Origin of the sequence: Novosphingobium mathurense (genome assembly GCF_900168325.1) — a bacterium.
GTDB classification, from domain to species: domain Bacteria; phylum Pseudomonadota; class Alphaproteobacteria; order Sphingomonadales; family Sphingomonadaceae; genus Novosphingobium; species Novosphingobium mathurense.
Genome location: NZ_FVZE01000002.1, coordinates 54556 through 75545, shown reverse-complemented (window position 1 = coordinate 75545; position 20990 = coordinate 54556). Strand labels below are relative to the sequence as shown.

Annotated in this window: 27 protein-coding genes; 14 read left to right on the top strand and 13 right to left on the bottom strand. The window is 62.6% G+C overall.

Annotated elements, in window-relative coordinates; all coding sequences use genetic code 11:
* Positions 1–62 precede the first annotated feature (62 nt).
* Both mnmE and B5483_RS07175 read right to left on the bottom strand, forming a co-directional pair.
* Complete coding sequence (mnmE, locus tag B5483_RS07180) at positions 63–1340, bottom strand: tRNA uridine-5-carboxymethylaminomethyl(34) synthesis GTPase MnmE (protein ID WP_079729945.1); 1278 nt, start codon at positions 1338–1340, stop codon at positions 63–65.
* Between the two features lie 44 nt (positions 1341–1384).
* Positions 1385–1654, bottom strand: coding sequence for a DUF6489 family protein (locus B5483_RS07175; RefSeq protein ID WP_054944639.1), 270 nt, complete (start codon positions 1652–1654; stop codon positions 1385–1387).
* Positions 1655–1762: 108 nt separating this feature from the next.
* Here B5483_RS07175 and B5483_RS07170 point away from each other — a divergent pair, with 108 nt between their 5' ends.
* Genes B5483_RS07170 through B5483_RS07160 form a run of 3 tightly spaced genes read left to right on the top strand, consistent with a single transcriptional unit; the run spans position 1763 to position 5059 of the window.
* Entirely contained in the window at positions 1763–2464 is a 702-nt protein-coding gene (locus tag B5483_RS07170) for a dienelactone hydrolase family protein (RefSeq protein WP_079729944.1), read from the top strand.
* Between the two features lie 17 nt (positions 2465–2481).
* On the top strand, positions 2482–4068 hold the full coding sequence (locus B5483_RS07165) for an FMN-binding glutamate synthase family protein (protein WP_079729943.1): 1587 nt from the start codon (positions 2482–2484) through the stop codon (positions 4066–4068).
* A gap of 22 nt (positions 4069–4090) precedes the next feature.
* Complete coding sequence (locus B5483_RS07160; RefSeq protein WP_176167973.1) at positions 4091–5059, top strand: quinone oxidoreductase family protein; 969 nt, start codon at positions 4091–4093, stop codon at positions 5057–5059.
* A 20-nt stretch (positions 5060–5079) separates the two neighbouring features.
* On the opposite strand, the gene B5483_RS07155 is transcribed toward B5483_RS07160, so the two are convergent.
* The 4 genes from B5483_RS07155 to hemE all read right to left on the bottom strand — a co-directional run bounded on the left by B5483_RS07155 (position 5080) and on the right by hemE (position 8815).
* A complete protein-coding gene (locus B5483_RS07155) occupies positions 5080–5784 on the bottom strand; it encodes a YjbE family putative metal transport protein (RefSeq protein ID WP_013831468.1) in 705 nt (234 codons plus the stop codon).
* A gap of 33 nt (positions 5785–5817) precedes the next feature.
* Positions 5818–7074: a transcription termination factor Rho gene (gene rho, locus B5483_RS07150; RefSeq protein ID WP_007012610.1), complete on the bottom strand. Its 1257-nt coding sequence runs from the start codon at positions 7072–7074 to the stop codon at positions 5818–5820.
* Positions 7075–7293: 219 nt separating this feature from the next.
* Entirely contained in the window at positions 7294–7737 is a 444-nt protein-coding gene (locus B5483_RS07145) for a CopD family protein (RefSeq protein WP_054944635.1), read from the bottom strand.
* A 46-nt stretch (positions 7738–7783) separates the two neighbouring features.
* Positions 7784–8815, bottom strand: a complete 1032-nt coding sequence (gene hemE, locus B5483_RS07140; RefSeq protein ID WP_079729942.1) for a uroporphyrinogen decarboxylase — start codon at positions 8813–8815, stop codon at positions 7784–7786.
* A gap of 339 nt (positions 8816–9154) precedes the next feature.
* On the opposite strand from hemE, the gene B5483_RS07135 reads away from it, so the two are divergent.
* From B5483_RS07135 to B5483_RS07090, 10 genes are all read left to right on the top strand, one after another.
* Entirely contained in the window at positions 9155–10000 is an 846-nt protein-coding gene (locus tag B5483_RS07135) for a pyruvate, water dikinase regulatory protein (RefSeq protein WP_054944633.1), read from the top strand.
* 25 nt (positions 10001–10025) lie between these two features.
* A complete protein-coding gene (locus B5483_RS07130; RefSeq protein ID WP_079729941.1) occupies positions 10026–10610 on the top strand; it encodes a Maf family protein in 585 nt (194 codons plus the stop codon).
* Positions 10607–11479, top strand: coding sequence for a shikimate dehydrogenase (aroE, locus tag B5483_RS07125; protein WP_079729940.1), 873 nt, complete (start codon positions 10607–10609; stop codon positions 11477–11479). Before B5483_RS07130 ends, aroE begins: the two co-directional genes overlap by 4 nt.
* Complete coding sequence (gene coaE, locus B5483_RS07120; RefSeq protein WP_079729939.1) at positions 11476–12075, top strand: dephospho-CoA kinase; 600 nt, start codon at positions 11476–11478, stop codon at positions 12073–12075. Before aroE ends, coaE begins: the two co-directional genes overlap by 4 nt.
* A 53-nt stretch (positions 12076–12128) precedes the next feature.
* Positions 12129–12812, top strand: a complete 684-nt coding sequence (dnaQ, locus tag B5483_RS07115) for a DNA polymerase III subunit epsilon (RefSeq protein WP_054944629.1) — start codon at positions 12129–12131, stop codon at positions 12810–12812.
* Between the two features lie 25 nt (positions 12813–12837).
* Positions 12838–13407, top strand: coding sequence for a ribosome hibernation-promoting factor, HPF/YfiA family (gene hpf / locus B5483_RS07110; RefSeq protein ID WP_079729938.1), 570 nt, complete (start codon positions 12838–12840; stop codon positions 13405–13407).
* 126 nt (positions 13408–13533) lie between these two features.
* Positions 13534–13995 carry a PTS sugar transporter subunit IIA gene (locus tag B5483_RS07105; protein WP_079729937.1) on the top strand — a complete coding sequence of 154 codons (462 nt, stop codon included), beginning with the start codon at positions 13534–13536 and terminating at the stop codon, positions 13993–13995.
* Between the two features lies 1 nt (position 13996).
* Entirely contained in the window at positions 13997–14482 is a 486-nt protein-coding gene (locus B5483_RS07100) for a PaaI family thioesterase (protein ID WP_054944626.1), read from the top strand.
* A gap of 3 nt (positions 14483–14485) precedes the next feature.
* Positions 14486–14815 carry a DUF1491 family protein gene (locus B5483_RS07095; RefSeq protein ID WP_054944625.1) on the top strand — a complete coding sequence of 110 codons (330 nt, stop codon included), beginning with the start codon at positions 14486–14488 and terminating at the stop codon, positions 14813–14815.
* Positions 14816–15009: 194 nt separating this feature from the next.
* Complete coding sequence (locus B5483_RS07090) at positions 15010–15648, top strand: cell wall hydrolase (RefSeq protein WP_054944624.1); 639 nt, start codon at positions 15010–15012, stop codon at positions 15646–15648.
* 34 nt (positions 15649–15682) lie between these two features.
* Here B5483_RS07090 and xth read toward each other — a convergent pair whose 3' ends face one another.
* The 3 genes from xth to B5483_RS07075 all read right to left on the bottom strand — a co-directional run bounded on the left by xth (position 15683) and on the right by B5483_RS07075 (position 17358).
* Positions 15683–16456, bottom strand: coding sequence for an exodeoxyribonuclease III (gene xth, locus B5483_RS07085; RefSeq protein ID WP_054944623.1), 774 nt, complete (start codon positions 16454–16456; stop codon positions 15683–15685).
* A 37-nt stretch (positions 16457–16493) separates the two neighbouring features.
* Positions 16494–16826, bottom strand: coding sequence for an iron-sulfur cluster insertion protein ErpA (gene erpA / locus B5483_RS07080; RefSeq protein ID WP_013834555.1), 333 nt, complete (start codon positions 16824–16826; stop codon positions 16494–16496).
* Between the two features lie 106 nt (positions 16827–16932).
* Positions 16933–17358, bottom strand: coding sequence for a CBS domain-containing protein (locus tag B5483_RS07075; protein ID WP_054944622.1), 426 nt, complete (start codon positions 17356–17358; stop codon positions 16933–16935).
* A gap of 135 nt (positions 17359–17493) precedes the next feature.
* Between B5483_RS07075 and B5483_RS07070 the strand changes: the two genes are divergently transcribed.
* Positions 17494–17787, top strand: a complete 294-nt coding sequence (locus B5483_RS07070) for a hypothetical protein (protein ID WP_054944621.1) — start codon at positions 17494–17496, stop codon at positions 17785–17787.
* Positions 17788–17796: 9 nt separating this feature from the next.
* Here B5483_RS07070 and B5483_RS07065 read toward each other — a convergent pair whose 3' ends face one another.
* The 4 genes from B5483_RS07065 to B5483_RS07050 all read right to left on the bottom strand — a co-directional run bounded on the left by B5483_RS07065 (position 17797) and on the right by B5483_RS07050 (position 20875).
* A complete protein-coding gene (locus B5483_RS07065; RefSeq protein WP_054944620.1) occupies positions 17797–18186 on the bottom strand; it encodes a (2Fe-2S) ferredoxin domain-containing protein in 390 nt (129 codons plus the stop codon).
* A 66-nt stretch (positions 18187–18252) separates the two neighbouring features.
* Positions 18253–18711, bottom strand: a complete 459-nt coding sequence (locus B5483_RS07060; RefSeq protein WP_079729936.1) for a DUF2497 domain-containing protein — start codon at positions 18709–18711, stop codon at positions 18253–18255.
* Positions 18712–18794: 83 nt separating this feature from the next.
* A complete protein-coding gene (locus tag B5483_RS07055; RefSeq protein ID WP_079729935.1) occupies positions 18795–20258 on the bottom strand; it encodes a TolC family outer membrane protein in 1464 nt (487 codons plus the stop codon).
* 2 nt (positions 20259–20260) lie between these two features.
* Complete coding sequence (locus B5483_RS07050; RefSeq protein WP_079729934.1) at positions 20261–20875, bottom strand: protein-L-isoaspartate O-methyltransferase family protein; 615 nt, start codon at positions 20873–20875, stop codon at positions 20261–20263.
* Positions 20876–20990 lie beyond the last annotated feature (115 nt).

Sequence of the window (20990 nt, the reverse complement as noted above, 5' to 3'; positions counted from 1 at the left end):
GCGCTTACTCGAATGCGGGATTCGCGTCAAAGCGACTTGCACTGTTTCACGTGAAACATGGGCTATTTGCCAATGCAGAAACGTCCGAACAGCGCATCGAGCATGTCCTCGGTCGTAGTGCGGCCGATCAATCCGTCAAAAGCGACGCGGGCAAGGCGCAAGGCCTCAGCTACCAGCAGAGGATCGCTCTCTTGCCCTGCAGCGGCAATGGCCAACGCCGCCTCGCTGACGAGCAAATGCTGTCGGCGATTGAGCGCCGCGTCACCGGGCCGAGGCATCCTCCTTCGCGCGGTCTCGATCAGGTCGCGCCGGATCTCATCCAGTCCCGATCCTGTTACGGCAGAGACCCGATGACGCGGGGCGTACTTGTCTGCGATATCCGAACGGTCACACTGCGCAGCAATCTCCCACGCACCGGTAGGGCCCTCCCCTTCAGGCCCAAGCCAGAGAACGAGATCCGCACCGTCAAGGGCCGCGCGCGCCCGGGCAATACCGATCGCTTCGATCTCGTCTCCGGTTTGATCGCGCAGTCCGGCAGTGTCCGCGAAGACGAAGGGTACGCCGCCGATGGCGACCGCACGCGTGAGGACATCCCGGGTCGTTCCGGCAAGCGGTGCCGTGATCGCAGCCTCGTCCTCGACAAGCGCATTGAACAAGGTGCTCTTGCCGGCATTGGGCGGCCCGGCCAACACGACGCGGAATCCATCCTTCAATCGTTCGGCGCGGGGACGCTTGAGCCATTCGGTGAGTTCCACGTGGAACCTGTCAAGGCCAGCGAGGAAATCCCCGGGCAAGTCCGCGACATCGTCTTCGTCCCCGAAATCGAGGATCGCCTCGACGGCAGCCGAAGCCGCCAGAACACGATCGCGCCAGGTCTCGACCTGGCGGGAGAAGGCCCCATCGGCCATGGCCAGCGCACTCCGGCGCTGCAGCTCCGTCTCGGCCGAAAGCAGGTCGGCGAGGCCCTCCGCCTCCGCCAGATCGATTCGGCCATTGGCGAAGGCACGTCGGGTAAATTCGCCCGGAGTTGCGCGGCGCAACTTTGCCATTTGGGACAGTGCGGATTCCACCGCGGTCACGACTGCCCTGCCCCCATGCAAATGAAATTCCGCAAGGTCTTCGCCGGTTGCCGTATTCGGCCCGGGAAACCAGAGCACCAGCGCGTGATCGAGAATGGCGCCCTCGCCATCGCGCAACTTGCGATAGCTGGCGCGGCGCGCGGGCGGAACGGAACCGGCCAGCGCTGCAATGGCTTCACCGGCTTGTGGCCCACTCACACGCAGGACCCCAATGGCCGCCGGCGGCGAACCACTCGAAAGCGCAAAAATCGTATCGGTCATGAAAGGCCCATGCCCCGTCAGGCGGAGCGAGGGAAGAGGCTAGATCAGCCGTCCTTCTTCGGCTTGTTCTGACCAGATCCACTCATCGCCATTTGCGCCCCACTCTCAAGCAGCTGTTGGAACAGCTTGAGTCCGAACTGACCCATGGGAGCGATCTGCTTGGCCATCTCGTTGAGCTGATCGAAACTGCCGACACCCTGCATGGCATTCGTGATGGCATCTACATAGACTTCGTTGGCCTTCGTAACGTCTGGAAGACCCAGGAAACGCCGCGCCTCTTCGGGGGAGCATTCCACCTCGACATTGACCTTCATGCGCGTCTCCCGCTTGAAATTTACTTGCCCTAGCTGACACATACGCTTGGCAAAGTCCATTGCCCGTGCCTAACTCCTCCCAAAGAACCGCCCACGAGGAGAGTCTCCATGACAACGACCAACACCGAAATTCCCGCACTCGACGGCGACGGCATGATTCCGGCCTACGTGGCCAAGCCCGAGGGCACACCCCGCGGCGCGATCATCGTCCAGCAGGAGATCTTCGGCGTCGACGCCGGAATCCGCAAGAAGGCCGACAGCTGGGCCAGCAAGGGCTATCTCGCTGTCGCGCCCGACACCTTCTGGCGCCAGAAGCCGGGGGTCGAGCTGGATGCCGACAAACCGGAAGAATTCCAGCAGGCCATCCAATACATGTCGAACCACGATTTCGACCTCGGCATTCGCGACATCGAGGCGGTGATCCACTGGATCCGCCGCGAAGCGGGCGTGCCCAAGGTCGGACTGGTAGGCTACTGCATGGGTGGCCGCATCGCCTATATGGCCGCCGCGCGCACGGACATCGATGCCTCGGTCGGTTACTACGGCGTGATGATCGACCAGATGCTCAACGAGAAGCACGCGATCGCCCGCCCCCTCATGCTGCACATTCCGACCGCCGACGGCTTCGTTCCGCCCGAAGCGCAAAAAACCATCCACGATGCCCTCGACGATCACCCCAAGGTCACCCTCCATGACTATGAAGGCCTCGACCACGGCTTCGCTGCCGAGATCGGCTCACGCCGCGACGAGGCCGGCGCCAAGCTTGCGGACGAACGAACCGTCGCATTTTTCGCGGCGCATATCGGCTGATCGCGCGTCAGCTCGGCATGCACCTGGCACCTCGCTATTTCGTGCCATTGGCGGTCGTGGTCGTCACGGCCGCCTGCTGGCTGATTCATCCGCTGCACTGGGCCCTTGCGGTCATGGTGCCAGTGCTGCTGCTGACCTTGTGGGACTTCGGTCAGAACCGGCATGCCTTGAGGCGAAACTATCCCCTCATCGCGCGCATCCGCTGGCTGTTCGAAGACCTGCGGCCTTACCTTCGTACTTACATCGTCGAAAGCGACCGGGAAGGAAGGCCCTTCACTATCGACGAGCGCAGCCTGGTCTATGCACGGGCCAAGGGCGATATCTCCACCCACCCAATGGGGACCGAGCTCGACGTCTATTCCGACGAATACGAATGGCTCGGCCACTCGATCGCTCCGAATGAGGAAGCACCAAAGAGCTGGCATGTCCGCATCGGAGCCGACTCTTGCGCCAAGCCTTATGACAGCGCCCTGCTCAACATATCGGCAATGAGCTTCGGCTCCTTGTCCGCCAATGCCATCGAAGCGCTCAACAAGGGCGCGGCGCTTGGCGGCTTCGCCCATGACACTGGCGAAGGCTCCATCAGCCGTTATCACCGCAAGCACGGCGGCGACCTGATCTGGGAACTGGGTAGCGGCTACTTCGGCTGCCGCACCAGGGACGGCAATTTCAATCCTGACCTGTTCGCCGAACAGGCTCAGGACGATCAGGTCAAGATGGTCGAGATCAAGTTGAGCCAGGGCGCCAAGCCCGGACACGGCGGCATGCTTCCCGGGGCGAAGGTCACCCCGGAGATCGCCGAAGCACGCAAGGTGGAGATTGGCGAGGACTGCATCTCGCCCGCAGGTCATTCGACGTTTTCGACGCCGATCGAACTGCTCGAATGGGTGGCGCAATTGCGCGAACTCTCGGGTGGGAAGCCTGCCGGTTTCAAACTCTGTGTCGGCCAGCCGCACGAAGTCATGGCAATCGTCAAGGCGATGATCGAGACCGACATCGCCCCGGACTTCATTGTCGTCGATGGCGCAGAAGGCGGAACCGGGGCGGCGCCGCAGGAACTGACCGACAACGTCGGCATGCCCCTGCGCGAAGGCTTGATCCTCATGCGCAATGCCCTCGTCGGCGCCAACCTAAAGCACCGCATCCGCGTCGGCGCCTCGGGCAAGGTCCATAGCGGAGCCGGCATGGCCCGTTCCTTCGCGCTCGGTGCCGACTGGTGCAATGCCGCACGCGCCTTCATGTTCTCACTCGGCTGCGTGCAATCGATGAAGTGCCATACCGGCGAATGCCCTACCGGTGTCGCGACGCAGGTACCCTGGCGCCAGCGCGGGCTCGTAGTGGATGACAAGGCCGAACGCGTCGCACGCTTCCAGAGCGAGACTCTCAGGGCCCTTCGCGAGATCGTCGTCGCCATGGGGTACGAGAGCCCCTGGGAACTCACCCAGCATGACATGTACCAACGTATCGACAGTGCCAAGGCCGGTCCTCTCGATGAAGTCTACGGTTTCCTGAAGCCCGGCCAGCTTGTCGAAGATCCCGATTCCACCCAATACGCTCACGCCTGGCGCGTTGCCCGCGCGGACACGTTCCGCCGCGTCTTCTGAAGTCGATCCGAGGATCAGGACAATGACAATCGGCTACCGGATGATCGTTCCCGCCCATGGCGGCCCTGAAGTCATCGCGCGGGAGGACTTCGAAGTCCCCTCGCCCGGCCCGGAGGAAGTGTTGATCGAGACCGAAGCCGTCGGTCTCAATTTCATCGACACTTATTACCGCAAGGGACTCTACGACGATCCCTTGCCGATTACCCTGGGTTCGGAAAGCGTCGGGCGGATCATCGCACTAGGGGACGGAGTCACCGGGTTCTCCATCGGCGATCGCATCGGGTGCACGCAAAACGGCGGCGCCTATGCCACCCATCGCATCATTGCCGCATCCAAGGCCATTCCGGTGCCTTCGGACATCGATCCGCAGATCGCCGCCGCGGTAATGTTGAAAGGTCTGACTGCCTGTTATCTGGCTGAGGACACCTATCCAGCCAAGGCTGGTGAAATTGCTCTGGTCCATTCCGCTGCGGGCGGCGTGGGTTCGCTACTGGTGCCCTGGCTGCTCGAAAAAGGCGTCATCGTGATCGCCCACGCCGGTTCGCCTGAAAAGGCAGCAAGTGTTCCGGGTGAACACAAGCTCTCTTGCGCCTTCAGTGCATTGCCGGAGGCGGTACGGGAACTGACCGCGGGAAGGATGTGCGATGTCGTCTATGACGGTGTCGGCGCTGCCAGCTGGTCCGCCTCACTGGCCTGCCTGCGCCGACGCGGGATGATGGTGAGTTATGGCAATGCATCGGGTGCAGTGCCGCCGATTGCCGTGCTGGACCTGATGAAGGGAGGCTCGCTCTATCTCACCCGTCCCACACTGGCTGACTACATCGCCACGCCGGAGATGCTGGCCACCAATGCAGCCAAGCTGTTCAGCCGCATCAGCAGCGGCGTTCTCAAGCCGCAGATCGGAGCGCGTTTCGCCCTGAGCGATGCCGCCCAAGCCCACAGGGCGCTGGAGAGCCGCGCGACGACGGGGTCGACGGTCCTCCTTCCCTGAAGGCTAAGGCAAAACGGTTCTCAGACGAGAGAGACGATGCCGAGGTGCGGGTCGATCCAGCCCTCGTAGATCATCTTGAGCGCAACGTAGAGGATGACGGCCAGGCCGACATAGCCGATCCAGCGGTAACGCTCGATGTAGCGGGCAATGATGTTGGCCGCGACGCCCATCAGGACGACGGAGAGCAGCAGGCCGACAATCAGGATGCCGGGATGCTCCCGTGCCGCACCGGCTACGGCAAGCACATTGTCGAGGCTCATCGATACGTCGGCGATGGCAACCGCCCAGGCGGCGCCCGCAAAGCTCTTGGCCGAGCGCAGGCCACTGTGCTCGTCACCCTCGATCTCGGGAGAGCCGCCGCTTTCACCGGCACCGTCCCGCAATTCGCGCCAGAACTTCCAGGCAACCCAGAGGAGGAGCAGGCCGCCTGCGAAAATCAACCCGACAATGCCGAGCAGCCACGTCACCGCCAGCGCAAAGGCGATGCGCAGAACGAGCGCAGCGCCGATACCGATAAGGATCACCTTCTTGCGATCAGCCGCAGGAAGGCCCGCCGCCAGCGCGCCGACAACGATGGCATTGTCGCCGGCCAGCAGCAGGTCGATCATCAGTACCTGGCCGAAGGCGGCAAGGGCTGCCGCCTCGGTGATGTTCGAGAAGTCGTTGACGATATGTTGCCAGATCTCGGCCGGTCCACCGATCGAACCGCTGGCGACAAGAGTCATCAGGATACTCACGGATAGCCCCCTTCGACGGTCTTACTGGTTCATCGTCGCGAAGAAGTCTTCGTTGGTCTTGGAATCCTTCATCTTGTCGAGAAGGAATTCCATCGCATCGACAGTACCCATCTGCATCAGGATGCGACGCAGGACCCACATCTTGGAGAGCTGGTCCTTGGGAACCAGCAGCTCTTCCTTGCGGGTGCCGGACTTGCCGACGTCCAGCGCCGGGAAGATGCGCTTGTCGGCCACCTTGCGATCGAGGACGATTTCCGAGTTACCGGTGCCCTTGAACTCTTCGAAGATGACTTCGTCCATGCGGCTGCCGGTATCGATCAGGGCCGTGGCGATGATCGAGAGCGATCCGCCCTCCTCGATGTTGCGAGCGGCGCCGAAGAAGCGCTTGGGGCGCTGCAGGGCGTTCGCATCGACACCGCCCGTCAACACCTTGCCCGAACTGGGCACTACGGTGTTGTAGGCGCGGCCGAGGCGGGTGATGGAGTCGAGCAGGATGACTACGTCGCGCTTGTGTTCGACGAGACGCTTGGCCTTCTCGATCACCATTTCCGCGACCTGCACGTGGCGCTGGGCCGGTTCGTCGAAGGTCGAGGAGATGACCTCGCCCTTCACCGAGCGCTGCATGTCGGTAACTTCTTCCGGGCGCTCGTCGACGAGCAGCACCAGCAGGAAGACTTCCGGATGGTTGTCGGTGATCGCCTTGGCGATGTTCTGCAGCAGCACGGTCTTGCCGGTCCGCGGCGGCGCTACGATCAGCGCGCGCTGGCCCTTGCCCTGCGGGCTGATCAGGTCGATCACGCGGGCCGACTTGTCCTTGACCGTCGGGTCGAGGCTGTCGAGCTTGAGGCGTTCGTCAGGATAGAGCGGCGTCAGGTTGTCGAAGTTGACGCGATGACGAACCACGTCGGGATCGTCGTAGTTGACGCTCATGAGCTTGGTAATGGCGAAGTAACGCTCACCGTCCTTGGGAGCGCGGATCTCACCTTCCACGGTATCGCCGGTGCGCAGGCCCCACTTGCGGACCTGGTTCGGCGAGACGTAGATATCGTCCGGGCCGGCGAGGTAATTCGCTTCGGGGCTGCGCAGGAAGCCGAAACCGTCCGGCAGCACTTCGATCGTGCCCTGGCCGATGATTTCTTCCCCGTCTTCGGCGACTTCCTTGAGAATGCCGAACATCAGGTCCTGGCGGCGCATCGTCGAAGCGCCTTCTACTCCCATTTCCTCGGCCATCTCCACGAGCTCGGCCGGGGTCTTTCTCTTCAGTTCTTTCAGATGCATCTTGCTTGGTTTCCGAATGGAAAAGTTTGGATATGGCCGGCTGATCGAGGGGCTTGGGGAAAGCAGATCCGGGCTTGCGGACGGGCGTCGCGGCCCAATGCCGGTGGTCTGTCCAGATAAGGCCTGCGCGGCCCCCGGTCAACGGCACACTTCTGTGCGGCTGCGCAAGCGGGACAAACTGCCTCGCCTGCACGCCGGACCATCATTCGGAAATGCGATTCAGAACGGCTTGACGACCACGAGGACGACAATGATCGCGGCCGCCAGCCCGGGAATCTCGTTGAGCAGGCGCAGGGCCTTGCCCGACAGGGTCCGCTCGCCGCGCGCCAGCTTCTTGCCGTAGCCGACCAGCCAGCCGTGATAGCCGCTCAGCGCCACGACGAAGAGCAACTTGGTGTGCAGCCAACCTTGGCTCCATGCCCCGATCGAGCTGGCCAGCGCCAGGCCCAGGAGCCAGACCATGATGAGCGAGGGGGTGAGAATGATCTTGCGCAGCTTGGCTTCGCGATCGATCCACTTCGCCTCTTCGTCGGAGCCGGGCGCCGATTCCTGATGGTAGACGTAGTAGCGCGGCAGCATGAAGAGCCCTGCCATCCAGAAGATCACGAAGATGATGTGGCCGGCTTTCAGCCAAAGGTAGGTGGTCTGCAAAATCTGCTCCATGAGTCACCTCTGGCGCGTGAAAGCCGCGCCCTCCTTCCTTCTACACTTACGCTTGGCGCTGCCAGGTACGAACGACCCGCAGCAGGTCTTCGACGTGCGCGATCGGCGTGTGCTGGCCGATCCCGTGGCCGAGGTTGAACACGTGGGGACGCGCGGCAAAGGCATCAAGAACCGCGTGGGCCTGCTTTTCGAGTTCCGCGCCGCCCGAAAGCAGCAGCAGCGGATCGAGATTGCCCTGCACCGGCATGCCTTCCGGCAATTCGCGCGCGGCCCAGATCGGGTCTATCGTCTCGTCGACACCCACGGCATCGACTCCGGTCTCGCGCGCATAGGCGGCCAGCTTCTCGCCAGCGCCCTTTGGGAAGCCGATGATCGGGGTCTGCGGGTGCAGGGCCCTGACCCGCTCGACGATGCGCGCATTGGGCGCCACGACCCATTTTTCGAACTGTGCGGGGGCAAGACTGCCCGACCATGAATCGAACAGCTGGACAGCTTCGGCGCCGGCCGCGATCTGGCCGCTGAGATATTCGACCGTTACGTCGACGATACCGTCGATGATCGCCTGAAAGGCCGCAGGATCGCGATAGGCCATGGCCCGGGTCTCATGCTGGTCCCGACTCCCTTCGCCTGCGACCATGTACGTCGCGACGGTCCAGGGGCTCCCTGCAAAGCCCAACATCGTCTTGTCGGTATCGAGCGAGGCCCGAACTTTGGCGACCGTGTCGTAGATCGGGGAAAGCCGTTCGGGCACTGCAGTGAGTCCTTCAAGCGCATGATCGACGAGGCGCGGACTCAGTTTCGGGCCTTCGCCTGCAAGGAACTCGAGATTCTGTCCCATCGCGTAAGGCACGATGAGGATGTCGGAAAAGAGGATCGCTCCATCGAAACCGAACCGGCGGATCGGTTGCAGGGTAATCTCGGCCGCGGCGTCGGTATCGTAGACCAGCGCGAGGAATCCGCCCTTCTCTGCACGCAAGGCCCGATACTCCGGAAGGTAGCGTCCAGCCTGGCGCATGAGCCAGATCGGCCGCTTGCCGGAATTTTCGCCACGGAGCGTGTTCAGAAGGAGGCCTGGCATCGCGTTTCGGGTCCGATCAAAAAAATAAAAGATTTTATAAAGGGATGATGGAGTCTGTTGGCCCTGTGGATATCGGGGACGGGCGTCCCTTGCCCGATTTGTCCCGGATTGAACAGGGTGAAGTCGCCGATGCGACTCTCGCTCGGTTCAGAGTCAATGAATCGTTTTGCCCCTTATCCCCAGCCTGTGGAATGACTCTCCAGACTGTCCACAAGTACCCCCTGTGGAATCTGGAGGATGGGGACGGAATCGGCCTCGCGAGTTGTCACCGGAACGCTCCCGTGGTTTATGCCGCTACATATCCACAGGCCGCCACAAGGACCTCGCGAGACCGCATTCATGGCGCGATTTCACCTACATCTGCTTTCGGACTCCACCGGCGAGACGCTGGAAATGATTGCCAAGGCGGCGCTGGCCCAGTTCGATGACAGCGACGTCTTGCGCCATTTCTGGCCGATGGTCCGCTCACAGCAGCACCTCGACCGCATCATGGGGGAAATCGCCGCCAATCCCGGTCTCGTCTTTTTTACGCTGGTGAATGAGGAGACGCGCGGGAGGCTGGAAGAGCGGTGCCACTCGCTGGGGCTCCCTGCGCTTGCGGTGCTCGATAACGTGACCGATGCGCTTGAGGCGCATCTGGGGCAGGAGGCGAAAGGGCGTCCCGGCCGTCAGCACCGCCTCGACGATGCCTATTTCGCGCGGGTCGATGCGATCCAGTTCACCATCGCCCACGATGACGGGATCGCATGGGAAGACTGGGAAGACGCCGACATCATCCTTGCGGGCGTGTCGCGCACGTCTAAGACTCCGACGAGCATCTATCTTGCCAATCGCGGTTACAAGGTCGCGAATATCCCCATCGTCGTGGAAAGTCCGCCGCCCCAGGCCCTGTTCGGTCTGCGCCGGCCGATGGTGGTGGGCCTGACGACGGCGCCGGAGCGCCTGATCCAGGTGCGCCGCAACCGGCTGCTCTCCCTGAGCCAGTCGCCCGATACCGACTACGTGCAGGCGGAAAAGGTCGAGAGCGAGGTCAAATACGCACGTCGCATGTTCGCCGACAATTCGTGGCCGGTCATCGATGTTACCCGCCGCTCGATCGAGGAAACGGCAGCGGCGATCATCAACCTCTACAACGAGCGCAAGGCCTCGGGCATCAAGGGCCCGGTCGGACCCAAGCCGATCTGATTTTTCGGGAAGCACAGCAAAGACAATGATCGTTCTCGCATCCAAGAGTGCATCGCGTCGCGCGATGCTGGAAGCTGCCCAGATTCCCTTCTGCACACAGCCTGCCCATGTCGACGAACGGGCGATCGAGGCTGAGCTCGGCGCAGTTCCGGCCGGCGAAGTCGCGCTTGCCCTCGCGAAGGCCAAGGCCCTTGCGGTATCGCAGAATGCACCCGGCACGCTGGTGCTGGGCAGCGACTCTCTCGTTACCTGCGACGGCTTCCGGTTCGACAAACCGGGAACGCGCGAGGCGGCGACCGAACATCTCCGCTTCTTTTCCGGCAAGGTGATGAAGCTCCACAGCGCGGCTGCCCTTGCCCGCGATGGCGAAGTGGTCTGGGCCGATGGCGGTCTTGCCGAACTGCACGTGATCGCCATGTCCGATGGCTTCATTGCCGATTACCTGGAGGCTGAATGGCCCGAAGTGTCGGGCTGCGTTGGCGTCTTCCGGTTCGAAGGCCGCGGCGTGCAATTGTTCGAGAAGGTCGAAGGCGACTACTTTACCATTCTCGGCATGCCGCTGCTCAAGGTACAGGCGGCACTGCGCGAACTGGGAGTGATGAAGAAATGACCTCGTTCACCCGGGACCAACCCTATGCCGAAGTCATCGGCGATCCCATTGCCCAGTCGAAGTCTCCGGCGATCCACAATTTCTGGCTCGGCAAGCTGGGCATCGATGCGCGCTATGAAGCCTGCCGCGTGGCACCTGGCGGCTTGCCCGAATATCTGGCGGCCCGTCGCGCCGATGCCGGGTGGCGCGGTTGCAACGTCACCATGCCGCACAAGCAGGACATCATTCCGCTGCTCGACCGGCTCGATCCGCTTGCGCAGACCATCGGCGCGGTCAACACCGTCGTGCGTGAAGAGGATGGAACGCTGGTCGGCTACAACACCGATGCCCCCGGCTTTCTCGAACCGCTTCAGGATCGGCTCGACCAGCAACACCTGTTCCGCATGGCGCGTATCCTCGGCACCGGTGGAGCTGCGCGTGCGATCGTCGCCGCGCTGTCGCGCAAGGGCTTCGTGCTCGTCCTGGCCGGTCGCAACTCCGATAAGGCGCGCGGACTGCTCGACGAACTGGCGACGGGGGACGATCACCACGCGATCGATCTCGCCCATTTCGCCCAAGCCACCGATTTTGCCTTTGACGATCGCAAGGGCATCATGGATCTGGTCGTCAATGCCAGCCCTTTGGGGATGACCGGACAGGCTGCACTGGAATTTGATTTCAGTCATGTCCCGCCCGGCAGCGTCATCTATGACATCGTTACCAGCCCGCTGGAGACTCCTTTTCTGAAGGAGGCGCGCGAGGCCGGGTTCGAGACGGTGGACGGGCTGTCCATGCTGATCGGCCAGGCTGCATTCGCCTTCGAGAAGTTCTTCGGCACCTTTCCACCGCGCGACTCGGACGGCGAGCTTCGGGAGATCCTGCTCAAGTGACTGCGACTCGACCCCGGATTCTCGGTCTGACCGGCTCGATCGGCATGGGCAAGTCGACAGTGGCGCAGATGCTGCGCGACCTGGGCGTTCCCGTGTTCGATGCGGACGCCGCGGTGCACGAACTGCAGGGTCCGGGCGGTCGCCTGCTTCCGGCGATCGAGGAAGCCTTCCCCGGAACCACCGGGGCGCAGGGCGTGGACCGGCCGAAACTGGGCGCCGCAGTCTTCGGGGACAGGGAAAAGCTGGCCCGGCTGGAAGCCATCGTGCATCCCGCCGTGGCCGAAATGCGACAGGATTTCCTGCAGAAGAATGCAGGCAAGGCATTGATCGTTTTCGATATCCCTCTCCTTTATGAAAAAGGCGGGGCGCAAGGGGTCGATGCCGTTGCCGTCGTTTCCGCCCCGGCCGAGGCCCAGCGCGAACGGGTCCTCGCGAGGCCGGGCATGACCGAGGAAAAGTTCGAGCAGATCCTGTCCCTGCAGGTACCCGACGCTGAAAAGCGCGCGCGGGCCGATCATGTCATCGAAACCGGTACGAGCCTTGCCGAAACGCGCGAACAGGTCGCCCGATTGGTTGCTGCGTTGGGTAGCGCATAATTTCCTTCGTCAGCCCCTTGCACACCGGGCTCAGCAGGCAGATATGGGAAGTGATGAGAGAGATCATCTTCGATACCGAAACGACGGGGTTCGACCCCAAAAACGGTGACCGGATGGTCGAAATCGGTTGCATTGAAATGGTCAACCGAGTGCTCACTGGACGCACCTTCCACGCCTACTTCAATCCCGAACGGTCGATGCCGGCCGAGGCCGAAGCCGTGCACGGTCTTTCCGATGCTTTCCTTGCCGACAAGCCGCTGTTCGCAGAGCGTGCGCACGAGTTCCTCGATTTCATCGAAGACAGCCCGATGGTGGCGCACAACGCCGGGTTCGACTTCAACTTCATCAATTTCGAATTGCAGACCTGCGGTCATCCGGAAGTCAGCCGCGACCGGATGGTCGATACCGTGGCCCTGGCCAAGGTTCGCCATCCCGGCGCGAAGCTCTCGCTCGATGCGCTGTGCACACGCTATGGCATCGATCGCAGCCACCGCACGAAGCACGGCGCGCTGCTTGACGCCGAGCTGCTGGCACAGGTCTATGTCGAGCTCCGCGGAGGCCGCCAGATCGGCCTCGAGCTGGGAGCCGAAATCACCGAGATCGTGATGGAAACGAAGATCCTCACACGAAGGGATCGACCTTTCCGTCAGCCGCGTTCCCACGCGGCCACCGAAGAGGAACTCGCAGCACATGCGGAATTTCTCAAGTCGGTCGATACCCCGCTCTGGGGTGCCTAAACTCTAGCAAGAGGAGAATACGCCCATGGATATCCGCGTCTCCGGTCACCAGGTCGATACTGGCGAGGCCCTTCAGGTCCACGCCGGTGAACGTCTTACGGCGATCATCGAGAAGTATTTCAGTCGGGCCTTGTCCTCGCACGTGACCTTCGGCCGAGCGCCTGCCGGCGCTTTCCGGTGCGATATCATCATGCATGTCATGCAGAACCTGGTTCTCAAGGCCACCGGCCTTGCCCATGATGCGCACCTTGCTCTCGACCAGGCTGCGGAAAAGATCGACAAGCAGCTGCGCCGTTACAAGCGCCGACTGAAGGATCGCCACGAGCAGTCTGCCCATGCGATTGCTGCCGAGGAAGCGGCCTACACCATCTTCGAGGAAACGCCGGTCGAGAACGACGACGAGATCGAGGCCGATGCGCCGCTGGTCATCGCCGAGACTCGTGTGGACGTTCCCGAAGCAACCGTTTCCGATGCGGTCATGATGCTTGACCTGCGCAATACCACGGCTTTGTTCTTCAAAAACGCTGGTACTGGTCGGCATAATATGGTTTACCGCCGCGGCGACGGTTCGATCGGCTGGGTCGAACCTCACTGACGCCGAGCAGTGACGTCACCAGGCGTTTGAATTCCTGATCGGAGGAGAGGACGTAACCCCCGGATATTCCGGGGGTTATGAGCGTATAATAAATGGCAACCGGTCAAGACTAGAATCAGATTTGGCATGAATGGTCTTTTTACTCTTCTGCCTGAGGCCGTCGTTACGACTGTCGCAGACAGCAAGGATCTTATTCTCAGCGAGCTCGCCGGCCTTTTTGCGCAGGTCTATGACCTTCAGCGCGATGAGGTGCTGGAACGCATGCTCGAACGTGAGGAATTGGGCAGTACCGGCTTCGGTCGCCGTATTGCGATCCCGCACGCCCGCATTTCCGGCCTCAAGCGTCCGGTTGCTGCGTTCATGCGGCTTGAAGCTCCCGTAGAGTTCGATTCCGCCGACGGCATGCCGATCGATCTGGTTTTCGGCCTGCTGTCCCCGGACGGCGCCGGCGCCGCGCACCTTCATGCCCTCGCCGCGATCTCGCGCATGATGCGCGATGAGCGCATGCACGACGACCTGATCGAAGCCCCGGGGCCGGAAGTTCTCTACAGCCTCCTGAGCAACGTCATCGAACGCGACGCTGCCTGACATGACCGAGGCTGACAACGCCGACGCAGCCGGTGCGAACCTTCACTGGCGGGCCCTGGAAAGCCTCTATGCTTCAGCCGCCATCAACGAGAAGTTTCGTTCGGTTCTCCAGATCACCGGTGAAGGGCATTCGTGCATCACGTTCGATGTCGGGCCCGATTGTTTTCACGCAGCCGGAGCCGCGCATGGCACGATCTATTTCAAGATGCTCGACGACGCGGCCTTCTATGCCGCGAACACGCTGATCACCGATCGCTTCCTGCTTACCACCTCGTTCAACCTCTTGCTCAGCAAGCCGATCAAGGGAGGGACTGTCCGTGCCGAAGGGCGCTGGGTCAGCGGCCGCCGCCGCGTGCTCGTGGCGGAATCGCGATTGATCGACGAGGAAGGCGACGAGGTGGGACGCGGGACCGGCACATTCATGCGCTCGCGCATTCCTCTCTCCGGCCTTCCCGGATATTCCGCCGCCTTCACGGCCCCGGCCTGACCGATGGAAGCGCGCCTGCCTGCACACCTCGAGGTGTCGGGTCTGATTCGTCGGGTCCAGGCCGAAGGTGGTTTCGCAACCGTTATCAATAAAGGTGAACGCGACGCTGGAACGATCATGGTCGTCCTTACCGAAAACGGAGCGAATACACGCGCTTACGAGCGCATGCCGCAATTGGATGGAACCCGCCAGTGGACTTGTTCAAAGAGACAAGACACTGAAAAACCATGGGAAATTTCAGAGTTTATCACTCGTAGGGCCGAACAGGACCCGGATATCTGGGTTGTAGAGCTTGATATCGCGGATGGTGAGCGTTTCATCGGAATCGGGTAACGAATCCGGTTGACTTGCAAGGAATGCAAGGTAATGGGGCCGCAAACGCGAAGGCGGCGCGGGAGGCATTTCGGCCACACCAGCTAGCACGCAGCCGGGGGATCGTCGGCAGGCGCTGACAGAACTTCAATGCCCGAAACGGCATTCTGTTTCAGCCTGTATCAGATGGGTCCACCGCTTTAGACCAAGGCTTGATGCGAACTAAATTGCAGTGGGCCAGCGCTATAGCGCTGACCGCAACGGTGTTTACCGCATTGTTCAGCGCCCAGGGGTCGGGCGCAGCCACGTCGGACATCGTTCCGATCCTGGCGAAACCGGAACCCCAGGTGAATTTCGTCTCCGAACCGGTAATTCAGGCGTTTCCGTCCGAAGATGACGGGATCGAAGTGGAAGACGACAGCGACGATCAGGTCATCGAGGCCGACACCCTCGCGCAACTTGTTGCAGAGCAGAGCATGCCCGATGCAGTCGGCAGGCAGCTGCGTTGCCTTGCCGGTGCGATCTATTTCGAATCGCGCGGTGAATCGCTCGAAGGGCAGCTTGCCGTCGGACGGGTGATCGTCAATCGCACCAAATCGGATCGTTTTCCCGACAACTTCTGCGACGTCGTGTTCCAGCGCTCGCAGTTTTCCTTCGTGCGCGGCAACCGCATGCCAAAGATCCGTGAGCGTTCAAAGGACTGGCGCCGGGCGCTGGCCATCGCCACCATCGCGATCGACGGCAGTTGGAAAAGCCCGGCCAAAGGTGCGCTGTTCTTCCACGCCGCCCGCGTGTCGCCGAACTGGCGTCTCAAGCGCCTCGCTCAGGTCGACAACCACATCTTCTATCGCTGACGGACGGCCCGCCCCTTCGGGCGGGCCCCGCGCATCACTTCCTCAGTTCGACCCACACCGGTGCATGGTCGCTGGCCTTCTCCCGGCCGCGATGCGCCTTGTCGACGCCGCAGGCGACCAGACGATCGGCCAGTTCGGGCGAAAGTAGGGCATGGTCGATGCGAAAGCCGTGGTCGCGCTGCCAGGCCCCGGCCTGGTAATCCCAGTAGGTCCAGACGCCTCCGCGCGGGTTGTGGGTGGCGATTGCGTCGGTCCAGCCGTCGCCGAGCAGGCGGAAGTAGGCATCGCGCGATTCCGGCTGCATGAGGGCGTCCGCGGCCATGGCCGGCGGCGACCAGATATCGCGGTCGTGCGGAATGACGTTGAAGTCGCCGGTGACGATGGCGGGGACTTCCTCGGCCTTGATTGCGGCCATGCGTTCCCGCAGCCGCTTCATCCAGCGCAGCTTGTAGTCGAACTTGGGACCGGGCACCGGGTTGCCGTTGGGCAAGTAGATGCACACGATCCTGATGCCGAAGACATCGGCTTCCAGATAGCGCGAATGATCGTCCTCGGGCTCCCCGTCGAGGCCCCGCTGGACTTCGACCGGCGCTTCGCCGTCGGCAAGGATGGCCACGCCGTTGAAGCTTTTCTGGCCATGCCAGATGCCCTTGTAGCCCAGCTTCTCGAACTCGGCGATCGGGAAGCCTTCATCCTGTGACTTGATTTCCTGCAGGCAGGCGACAGCCGGGCGGGTTTCCTCGAGCCATTCGAGTAGACGGGGCAGGCGCGCCTTGACGCCGTTGATATTGAAGGTTGCGATTTTCATGGCGCCTTCTCGGCAGTCAGGCGCCGGTTCGTCAAGCTCAGATACTGAAGCTCGATCCGCATCCGCATCCGGCGGCGGCGTTGGGATTCTCCACCCGGAAAGCCGCTCCACCCAAGGATTCCACGTAATCGACGATGCAGCCGCTGACGAGATCGAGGCTGACCGGATCTACGACCAGCTTCACGCCGTCGGTTTCGGTCACCGAATCCTCGCTCTCGGGAGCATCGGCGAGGCCGAACTTGTACTGGAACCCGGAGCACCCTCCGCCTTCGACCGAAAGGCGCAGGATCGCGGCCTTGCCCTGCTTGGCGGCAATCGTGGCCACGCGCGCGGCGGCGGAAGGGCTGAGAGTGAGATTCTGCTGGTCCATATGCCGCATGTAGGCGTCCCTGCCCCGTGCGGCAAGGCGTCGGGGCAGAGCCGACGCGGCGCCTCAGGACAGGGAATTGCGGCTGATCGTCCGGTTTGGGCGGCGATCAGGCCATCTGGATATAGTCGCGCATCGCCGCGGCTTCGGATTCCACCTTGTCGATGCGATATTTCACGAGGTCGCCGATCGAAACCATGCCGATCATGCGCTCTCCGTCCATGACCGGCAGGTGGCGGATGCGCCGCCGGGTCATCATGGCCAGTGCCGTCATCACCGAGGTCAGGGATTCCACGGTGACGGCAGGCGCCGTCATGACGTCGCTGACCGGTTTGTCGAGAACGCTGGGACCGAATTCGCGCAAGCGGTAGATGACGTCGCGTTCGGAGAACATGCCGGCAAGGCTTTCGCCATCCAGGACCGGCAAGGCACCGATACGACGTTCGGCCAGTATTTCCACGGCTTCGCGCACCGTGTTGCTGACCTGGCAGGTAAGAACAGTATCGCGGCCTTCGATAATGCGCCCGATCGTCATCGTCGTATTCTCCCCGTTTTGCTTTGCAGGCGCAGAATACCACAGGTTTCGGGGACTAGCCACTTCGACAGACAGATCGCGCTGCGTGTCACGAGGCCCTTGCGACAGGGGCCCACAAGGCGCAAATGAGACGCAATGATACCACGCTCCCCCCTCGAAGATCCGGTCAACGCGGCGCACGCCTGGAACCGGTTCAGGCGTATCATGCGCTGGATGATGACGATCACGGTTGGCCTCGTTCTGGGCTCGGTGATTGTCCTCTACCGGTCGAACGGCATGGTCTCGGTCCACCTCTACATTGCGACCGCGCTGGGAATCGGATTCACGATGCTGCTGGCTTCGGCGCTGATGGGGCTCGTTTTCCTGTCCAGCGGAACCGGCCACGATGAATCGATCGTCAACCCGCTCGAAGACGAAACCGATCTCTGAGTCAGTCGATCAGTTTGCCGCAGGACGCAGGCGATAGTCCTCGACCGGTGTGCCGCCGATGAGATGTTCCTGGATGATCCGTTCCAGCACGTCCTCATCGCAGGAGTGATACCAGACCCCGTCCGGCCAGACGACGGCAACCGGGCCTGATGAACAGATGCGCAGGCAGTCCGCCTTGGTACGCGCGACGCCCCCGCCCTCGGTCGTCTTTGGGCCGTCGAGGCCCAGCTGCTTGAGGCGTTTCTTCAGGTATTTCCAGCTCGCCTGGCCCTTTTCCGGGCTGCAGCATTCACCTTTCTGCGGTTCGGCGCAGATGAAGATGTGGCGTTCGATGGAATTGCCACCCGCCTTGGCGAGGGCTTCTTCGGCCTTCTCGAGTTCGTGGCGGTGCTTGCTCATGGACGGCAAGTAGGCACCGAAGGGGCGCAGGTCCAGTGCGAGCGTCGTCGCATCGGACCTTTAGCGTCAGCCCTTCTTGCCGACGATCCGCGAAATTTCGGCTGCGACCATCCGCTCCACGAGCGGAGGCAGGTTCTTGTCCAGCCATTCGGCAAGTGCGGGGCGCAGCAGTTCGCGGGTCAGCGATTCCAGCGAGGTTTCGCCCGAACGCACGATCTGCGGCGGGGCGCTGGGTTCGGAAAGCATCGCCAGGGCTGCCAGGGATTCGCGCATCGAGGCGCGGACATTGTCCTGAATCAGCGAAGGTTCCTCGTTATCCTCGTCCATATCGGGCTCCAGCTCGGCGGTTTCCTGCAGCTCGAGGACGTCTTCGAGGTCCTCGTCCTCTTCTTCCTCAAGCTCGATGACGCCGGCGGTGGCGCGACGCGTGCGTTCGACCTTGGCGCCCGCGCGGTTGTCGCGCGCGATCACCTGCTTGATCGACTGCAGGATCTCCTCGACCGAGGGTTCACCGTTCTGACGCATCGTATAGGCCCCTTAGCATGCCTTAGGACAAAGGCAGACACACGCGCGGCCGAATCACTTTGGCCCCGATTCGCTGCGCATGCTTAATTCTGTGGAATTTCACCGTCCTGCAGCGGCGTGTCAACGGTTCGTGTCGATTGGGCGACCGGAGCGGGATCGTTCTCCCAGTCGAAGATCTTGCCCTTGACCCGTTCGTAGTTGACCTCGGGGTCATAGAGAATCCCGCCGTCGAGGTTCAGATCGCGCGCTTCGGCGCGGCCCATCGCGGCAAGCAGGGAGAATCCGGCGACATAGGCGTTGCGCCTGGCAGTGACGAACTGGACTTCCGCATTGAGCAGTTCCTGTTCGGCATTGAGGATGTCCAGGATCGTGCGATTGCCGACCGTGTTCTCGGCGCGCACGCCTTCGAGGCTGAGCTTCGCCGCATCGACGGCGACCTGGGTCGAACGGATCAGGTCCTTCGAGGCAATCCACGAGGTGTAGGCGGAGCGTACTTGCGCGATGACCTGGCGCTCGATGGCGATCTCGTTCTCGAGCGCGGTCGAGGCCGAGGCCTGCGCCTGGCGCCTCTGGGCGGCAGGCAGGCCGCCTTGGAACAGCGGAATCGAGATCGAAGCGCCTGCCTGCGCAGTCGTTTCGGCCTGCCTTGCGCTGCCGCCACCTTGCCCCCCGCTGACCAGCGTGCCGAGATAATTGTTGTAGGCACCGGAGGTGAACAGGCTGACCTTCGGCAAGCGTCCGGCGCTGGCGACGTCAATGTCCTTTTCCGCCGCGAGCGTGCGTTCGCGGGCGGCGATCAGGTCCGGATTGTGCTCCAGCGCCTGATCGACCGCGGTCTGCGGGCTGTCAGGCAGGTTCGGCAGTGGCGGCGGCGTCTCCAGCGCTTCCGGAGCCTTGCCGACGAGCTGGATATACGTCTCGCGCGCGGCGGCGAGGTTGGCTTCGGCCGTGCGGGCGTCGCTTTGCGCCAGGGCCAGTCGCGACTGTGACTGGGCGACGTCGGTACGCGTCAGATCGCCGATCTCGTAGCGGTCGCTGGTCGCCTGCAGATTGACCTTGAGCACGTCGACCTGGTTATGGTTCAGCCCCACGATGGCCTCGTTGCGGATGACGTCCATGTAGGCCGCGACCACCGAGGAGAAGACCGAACTTTCAGAGCCGCGCAAGGAAGCCTGCCCGGCCTCAACGCGGATCTTGGCGGCCTTGATCTGGTTCTTGACCAGGCCACCGGAGTAGATCGGCACATTGAGGTTCGTGTTGGCGTTGACCGCCCGGTCCGGGGCGTTGAACGCCGTGCTGCTCTGCTTCACGAATTCGGTGTAGCGGCCATCCGCGCTGACGCTCGGCAAGCCTGCGGCCCGGGCGATCGGCACGCCTTCGTCCACGCCGCGCTGCTGGGCGCGGGCCGCCTGCAGCGTCGGGTTGGTCTGATAGGCAAGGACGAGAGCCTCACGCAGCGTGTCGGCGCGCGCAGACGGAGCCTGCATCGCTGCGATGCAGGCTATTCCCGACAGTAGCCCGGCGCGCCCCCACACGAACCGGGTCATGGTCAGAAGCTCCAGCGTTTCGGAGCCGCCAATTCGGGAAGTGCAGGAATGCCGATCTCGGCAAGCGGGAGCAGCGACACCACGCCTGCAGCCTTGCGGCCGGAAGCGAGACGCGAAACGCCACGGGTCATCAGGCCGGTGACGATGCGTCCGTCTTCGCCGAGCTGGGCGGCGACATTTGCGGGCAGTTCCTCGATTGCGCCGTCGATCACGACGAGCGTGTAGCCACCCTCACCTGCCATGGCGCCGGCTTCGGCGGGATCCACGGCATCGAGCGTGCCGACCAGCGGACGCAGCAGCGCGGCGAGGTAGCCGGCGCCATCGCCGACGAGCAGGGCCTTGTCCTGCGCGGTCGGTTCGGCTTCGGCCAGCATCTTGGCCTGGACGAGCGGTGCGGCCAGTGAGCGGCCGTTGCCCAGCGGGATCGCACGGTCGATATAAGCGGCATCGCGCATGGCTTCGGGAACGAAGTCCTCGCGGGCAACGCCGGCCATCGCTGCGAGCACCCAGGGCTCGTTGACGCCGCTGGTGCGCAGCTGGCTGGTGATCATGGCGCGACGGGCCGCGCTCACGGAATTCTGGGCGGACGGGGCGGACCGATCCTCGGTCAAGGTCATTTCGTGCTGTTCCCTCGATACTTGCAGGGCCGATGCGTGCCATTTGCATGGGTTGCAAATTCGGCATTTGTGGGGCGCCTTCTAGGACAAGGCGCCTGCGAGGCCAAGCGCTTTG

Coding starts and splice junctions, on each gene's coding strand:
- B5483_RS07175 (WP_054944639.1), bottom strand. CDS start 1,654: ATGAAGGTCAATGTCGAGGTGGAATGCTCCCCCGAAGAGGCGCGGCGT.
- B5483_RS07050 (WP_079729934.1), bottom strand. CDS start 20,875: ATGACCTTGACCGAGGATCGGTCCGCCCCGTCCGCCCAGAATTCCGTG.
- dnaQ (WP_054944629.1), top strand. CDS start 12,129: ATGAGAGAGATCATCTTCGATACCGAAACGACGGGGTTCGACCCCAAA.
- B5483_RS07070 (WP_054944621.1), top strand. CDS start 17,494: ATGATACCACGCTCCCCCCTCGAAGATCCGGTCAACGCGGCGCACGCC.
- B5483_RS07090 (WP_054944624.1), top strand. CDS start 15,010: ATGCGAACTAAATTGCAGTGGGCCAGCGCTATAGCGCTGACCGCAACG.
- B5483_RS07145 (WP_054944635.1), bottom strand. CDS start 7,737: ATGGAGCAGATTTTGCAGACCACCTACCTTTGGCTGAAAGCCGGCCAC.
- B5483_RS07105 (WP_079729937.1), top strand. CDS start 13,534: ATGAATGGTCTTTTTACTCTTCTGCCTGAGGCCGTCGTTACGACTGTC.
- B5483_RS07060 (WP_079729936.1), bottom strand. CDS start 18,711: ATGCGTCAGAACGGTGAACCCTCGGTCGAGGAGATCCTGCAGTCGATC.
- aroE (WP_079729940.1), top strand. CDS start 10,607: ATGACCTCGTTCACCCGGGACCAACCCTATGCCGAAGTCATCGGCGAT.
- xth (WP_054944623.1), bottom strand. CDS start 16,456: ATGAAAATCGCAACCTTCAATATCAACGGCGTCAAGGCGCGCCTGCCC.
- B5483_RS07165 (WP_079729943.1), top strand. CDS start 2,482: ATGCACCTGGCACCTCGCTATTTCGTGCCATTGGCGGTCGTGGTCGTC.
- B5483_RS07130 (WP_079729941.1), top strand. CDS start 10,026: ATGATCGTTCTCGCATCCAAGAGTGCATCGCGTCGCGCGATGCTGGAA.
- B5483_RS07055 (WP_079729935.1), bottom strand. CDS start 20,258: ATGACCCGGTTCGTGTGGGGGCGCGCCGGGCTACTGTCGGGAATAGCC.
- B5483_RS07170 (WP_079729944.1), top strand. CDS start 1,763: ATGACAACGACCAACACCGAAATTCCCGCACTCGACGGCGACGGCATG.
- rho (WP_007012610.1), bottom strand. CDS start 7,074: ATGCATCTGAAAGAACTGAAGAGAAAGACCCCGGCCGAGCTCGTGGAG.
- B5483_RS07135 (WP_054944633.1), top strand. CDS start 9,155: ATGGCGCGATTTCACCTACATCTGCTTTCGGACTCCACCGGCGAGACG.
- hemE (WP_079729942.1), bottom strand. CDS start 8,815: ATGCCAGGCCTCCTTCTGAACACGCTCCGTGGCGAAAATTCCGGCAAG.
- B5483_RS07160 (WP_176167973.1), top strand. CDS start 4,091: ATGACAATCGGCTACCGGATGATCGTTCCCGCCCATGGCGGCCCTGAA.
- B5483_RS07095 (WP_054944625.1), top strand. CDS start 14,486: ATGGAAGCGCGCCTGCCTGCACACCTCGAGGTGTCGGGTCTGATTCGT.
- erpA (WP_013834555.1), bottom strand. CDS start 16,826: ATGGACCAGCAGAATCTCACTCTCAGCCCTTCCGCCGCCGCGCGCGTG.
- hpf (WP_079729938.1), top strand. CDS start 12,838: ATGGATATCCGCGTCTCCGGTCACCAGGTCGATACTGGCGAGGCCCTT.
- B5483_RS07155 (WP_013831468.1), bottom strand. CDS start 5,784: ATGACTCTTGTCGCCAGCGGTTCGATCGGTGGACCGGCCGAGATCTGG.
- B5483_RS07075 (WP_054944622.1), bottom strand. CDS start 17,358: ATGACGATCGGGCGCATTATCGAAGGCCGCGATACTGTTCTTACCTGC.
- B5483_RS07100 (WP_054944626.1), top strand. CDS start 13,997: ATGACCGAGGCTGACAACGCCGACGCAGCCGGTGCGAACCTTCACTGG.
- mnmE (WP_079729945.1), bottom strand. CDS start 1,340: ATGACCGATACGATTTTTGCGCTTTCGAGTGGTTCGCCGCCGGCGGCC.
- B5483_RS07065 (WP_054944620.1), bottom strand. CDS start 18,186: ATGAGCAAGCACCGCCACGAACTCGAGAAGGCCGAAGAAGCCCTCGCC.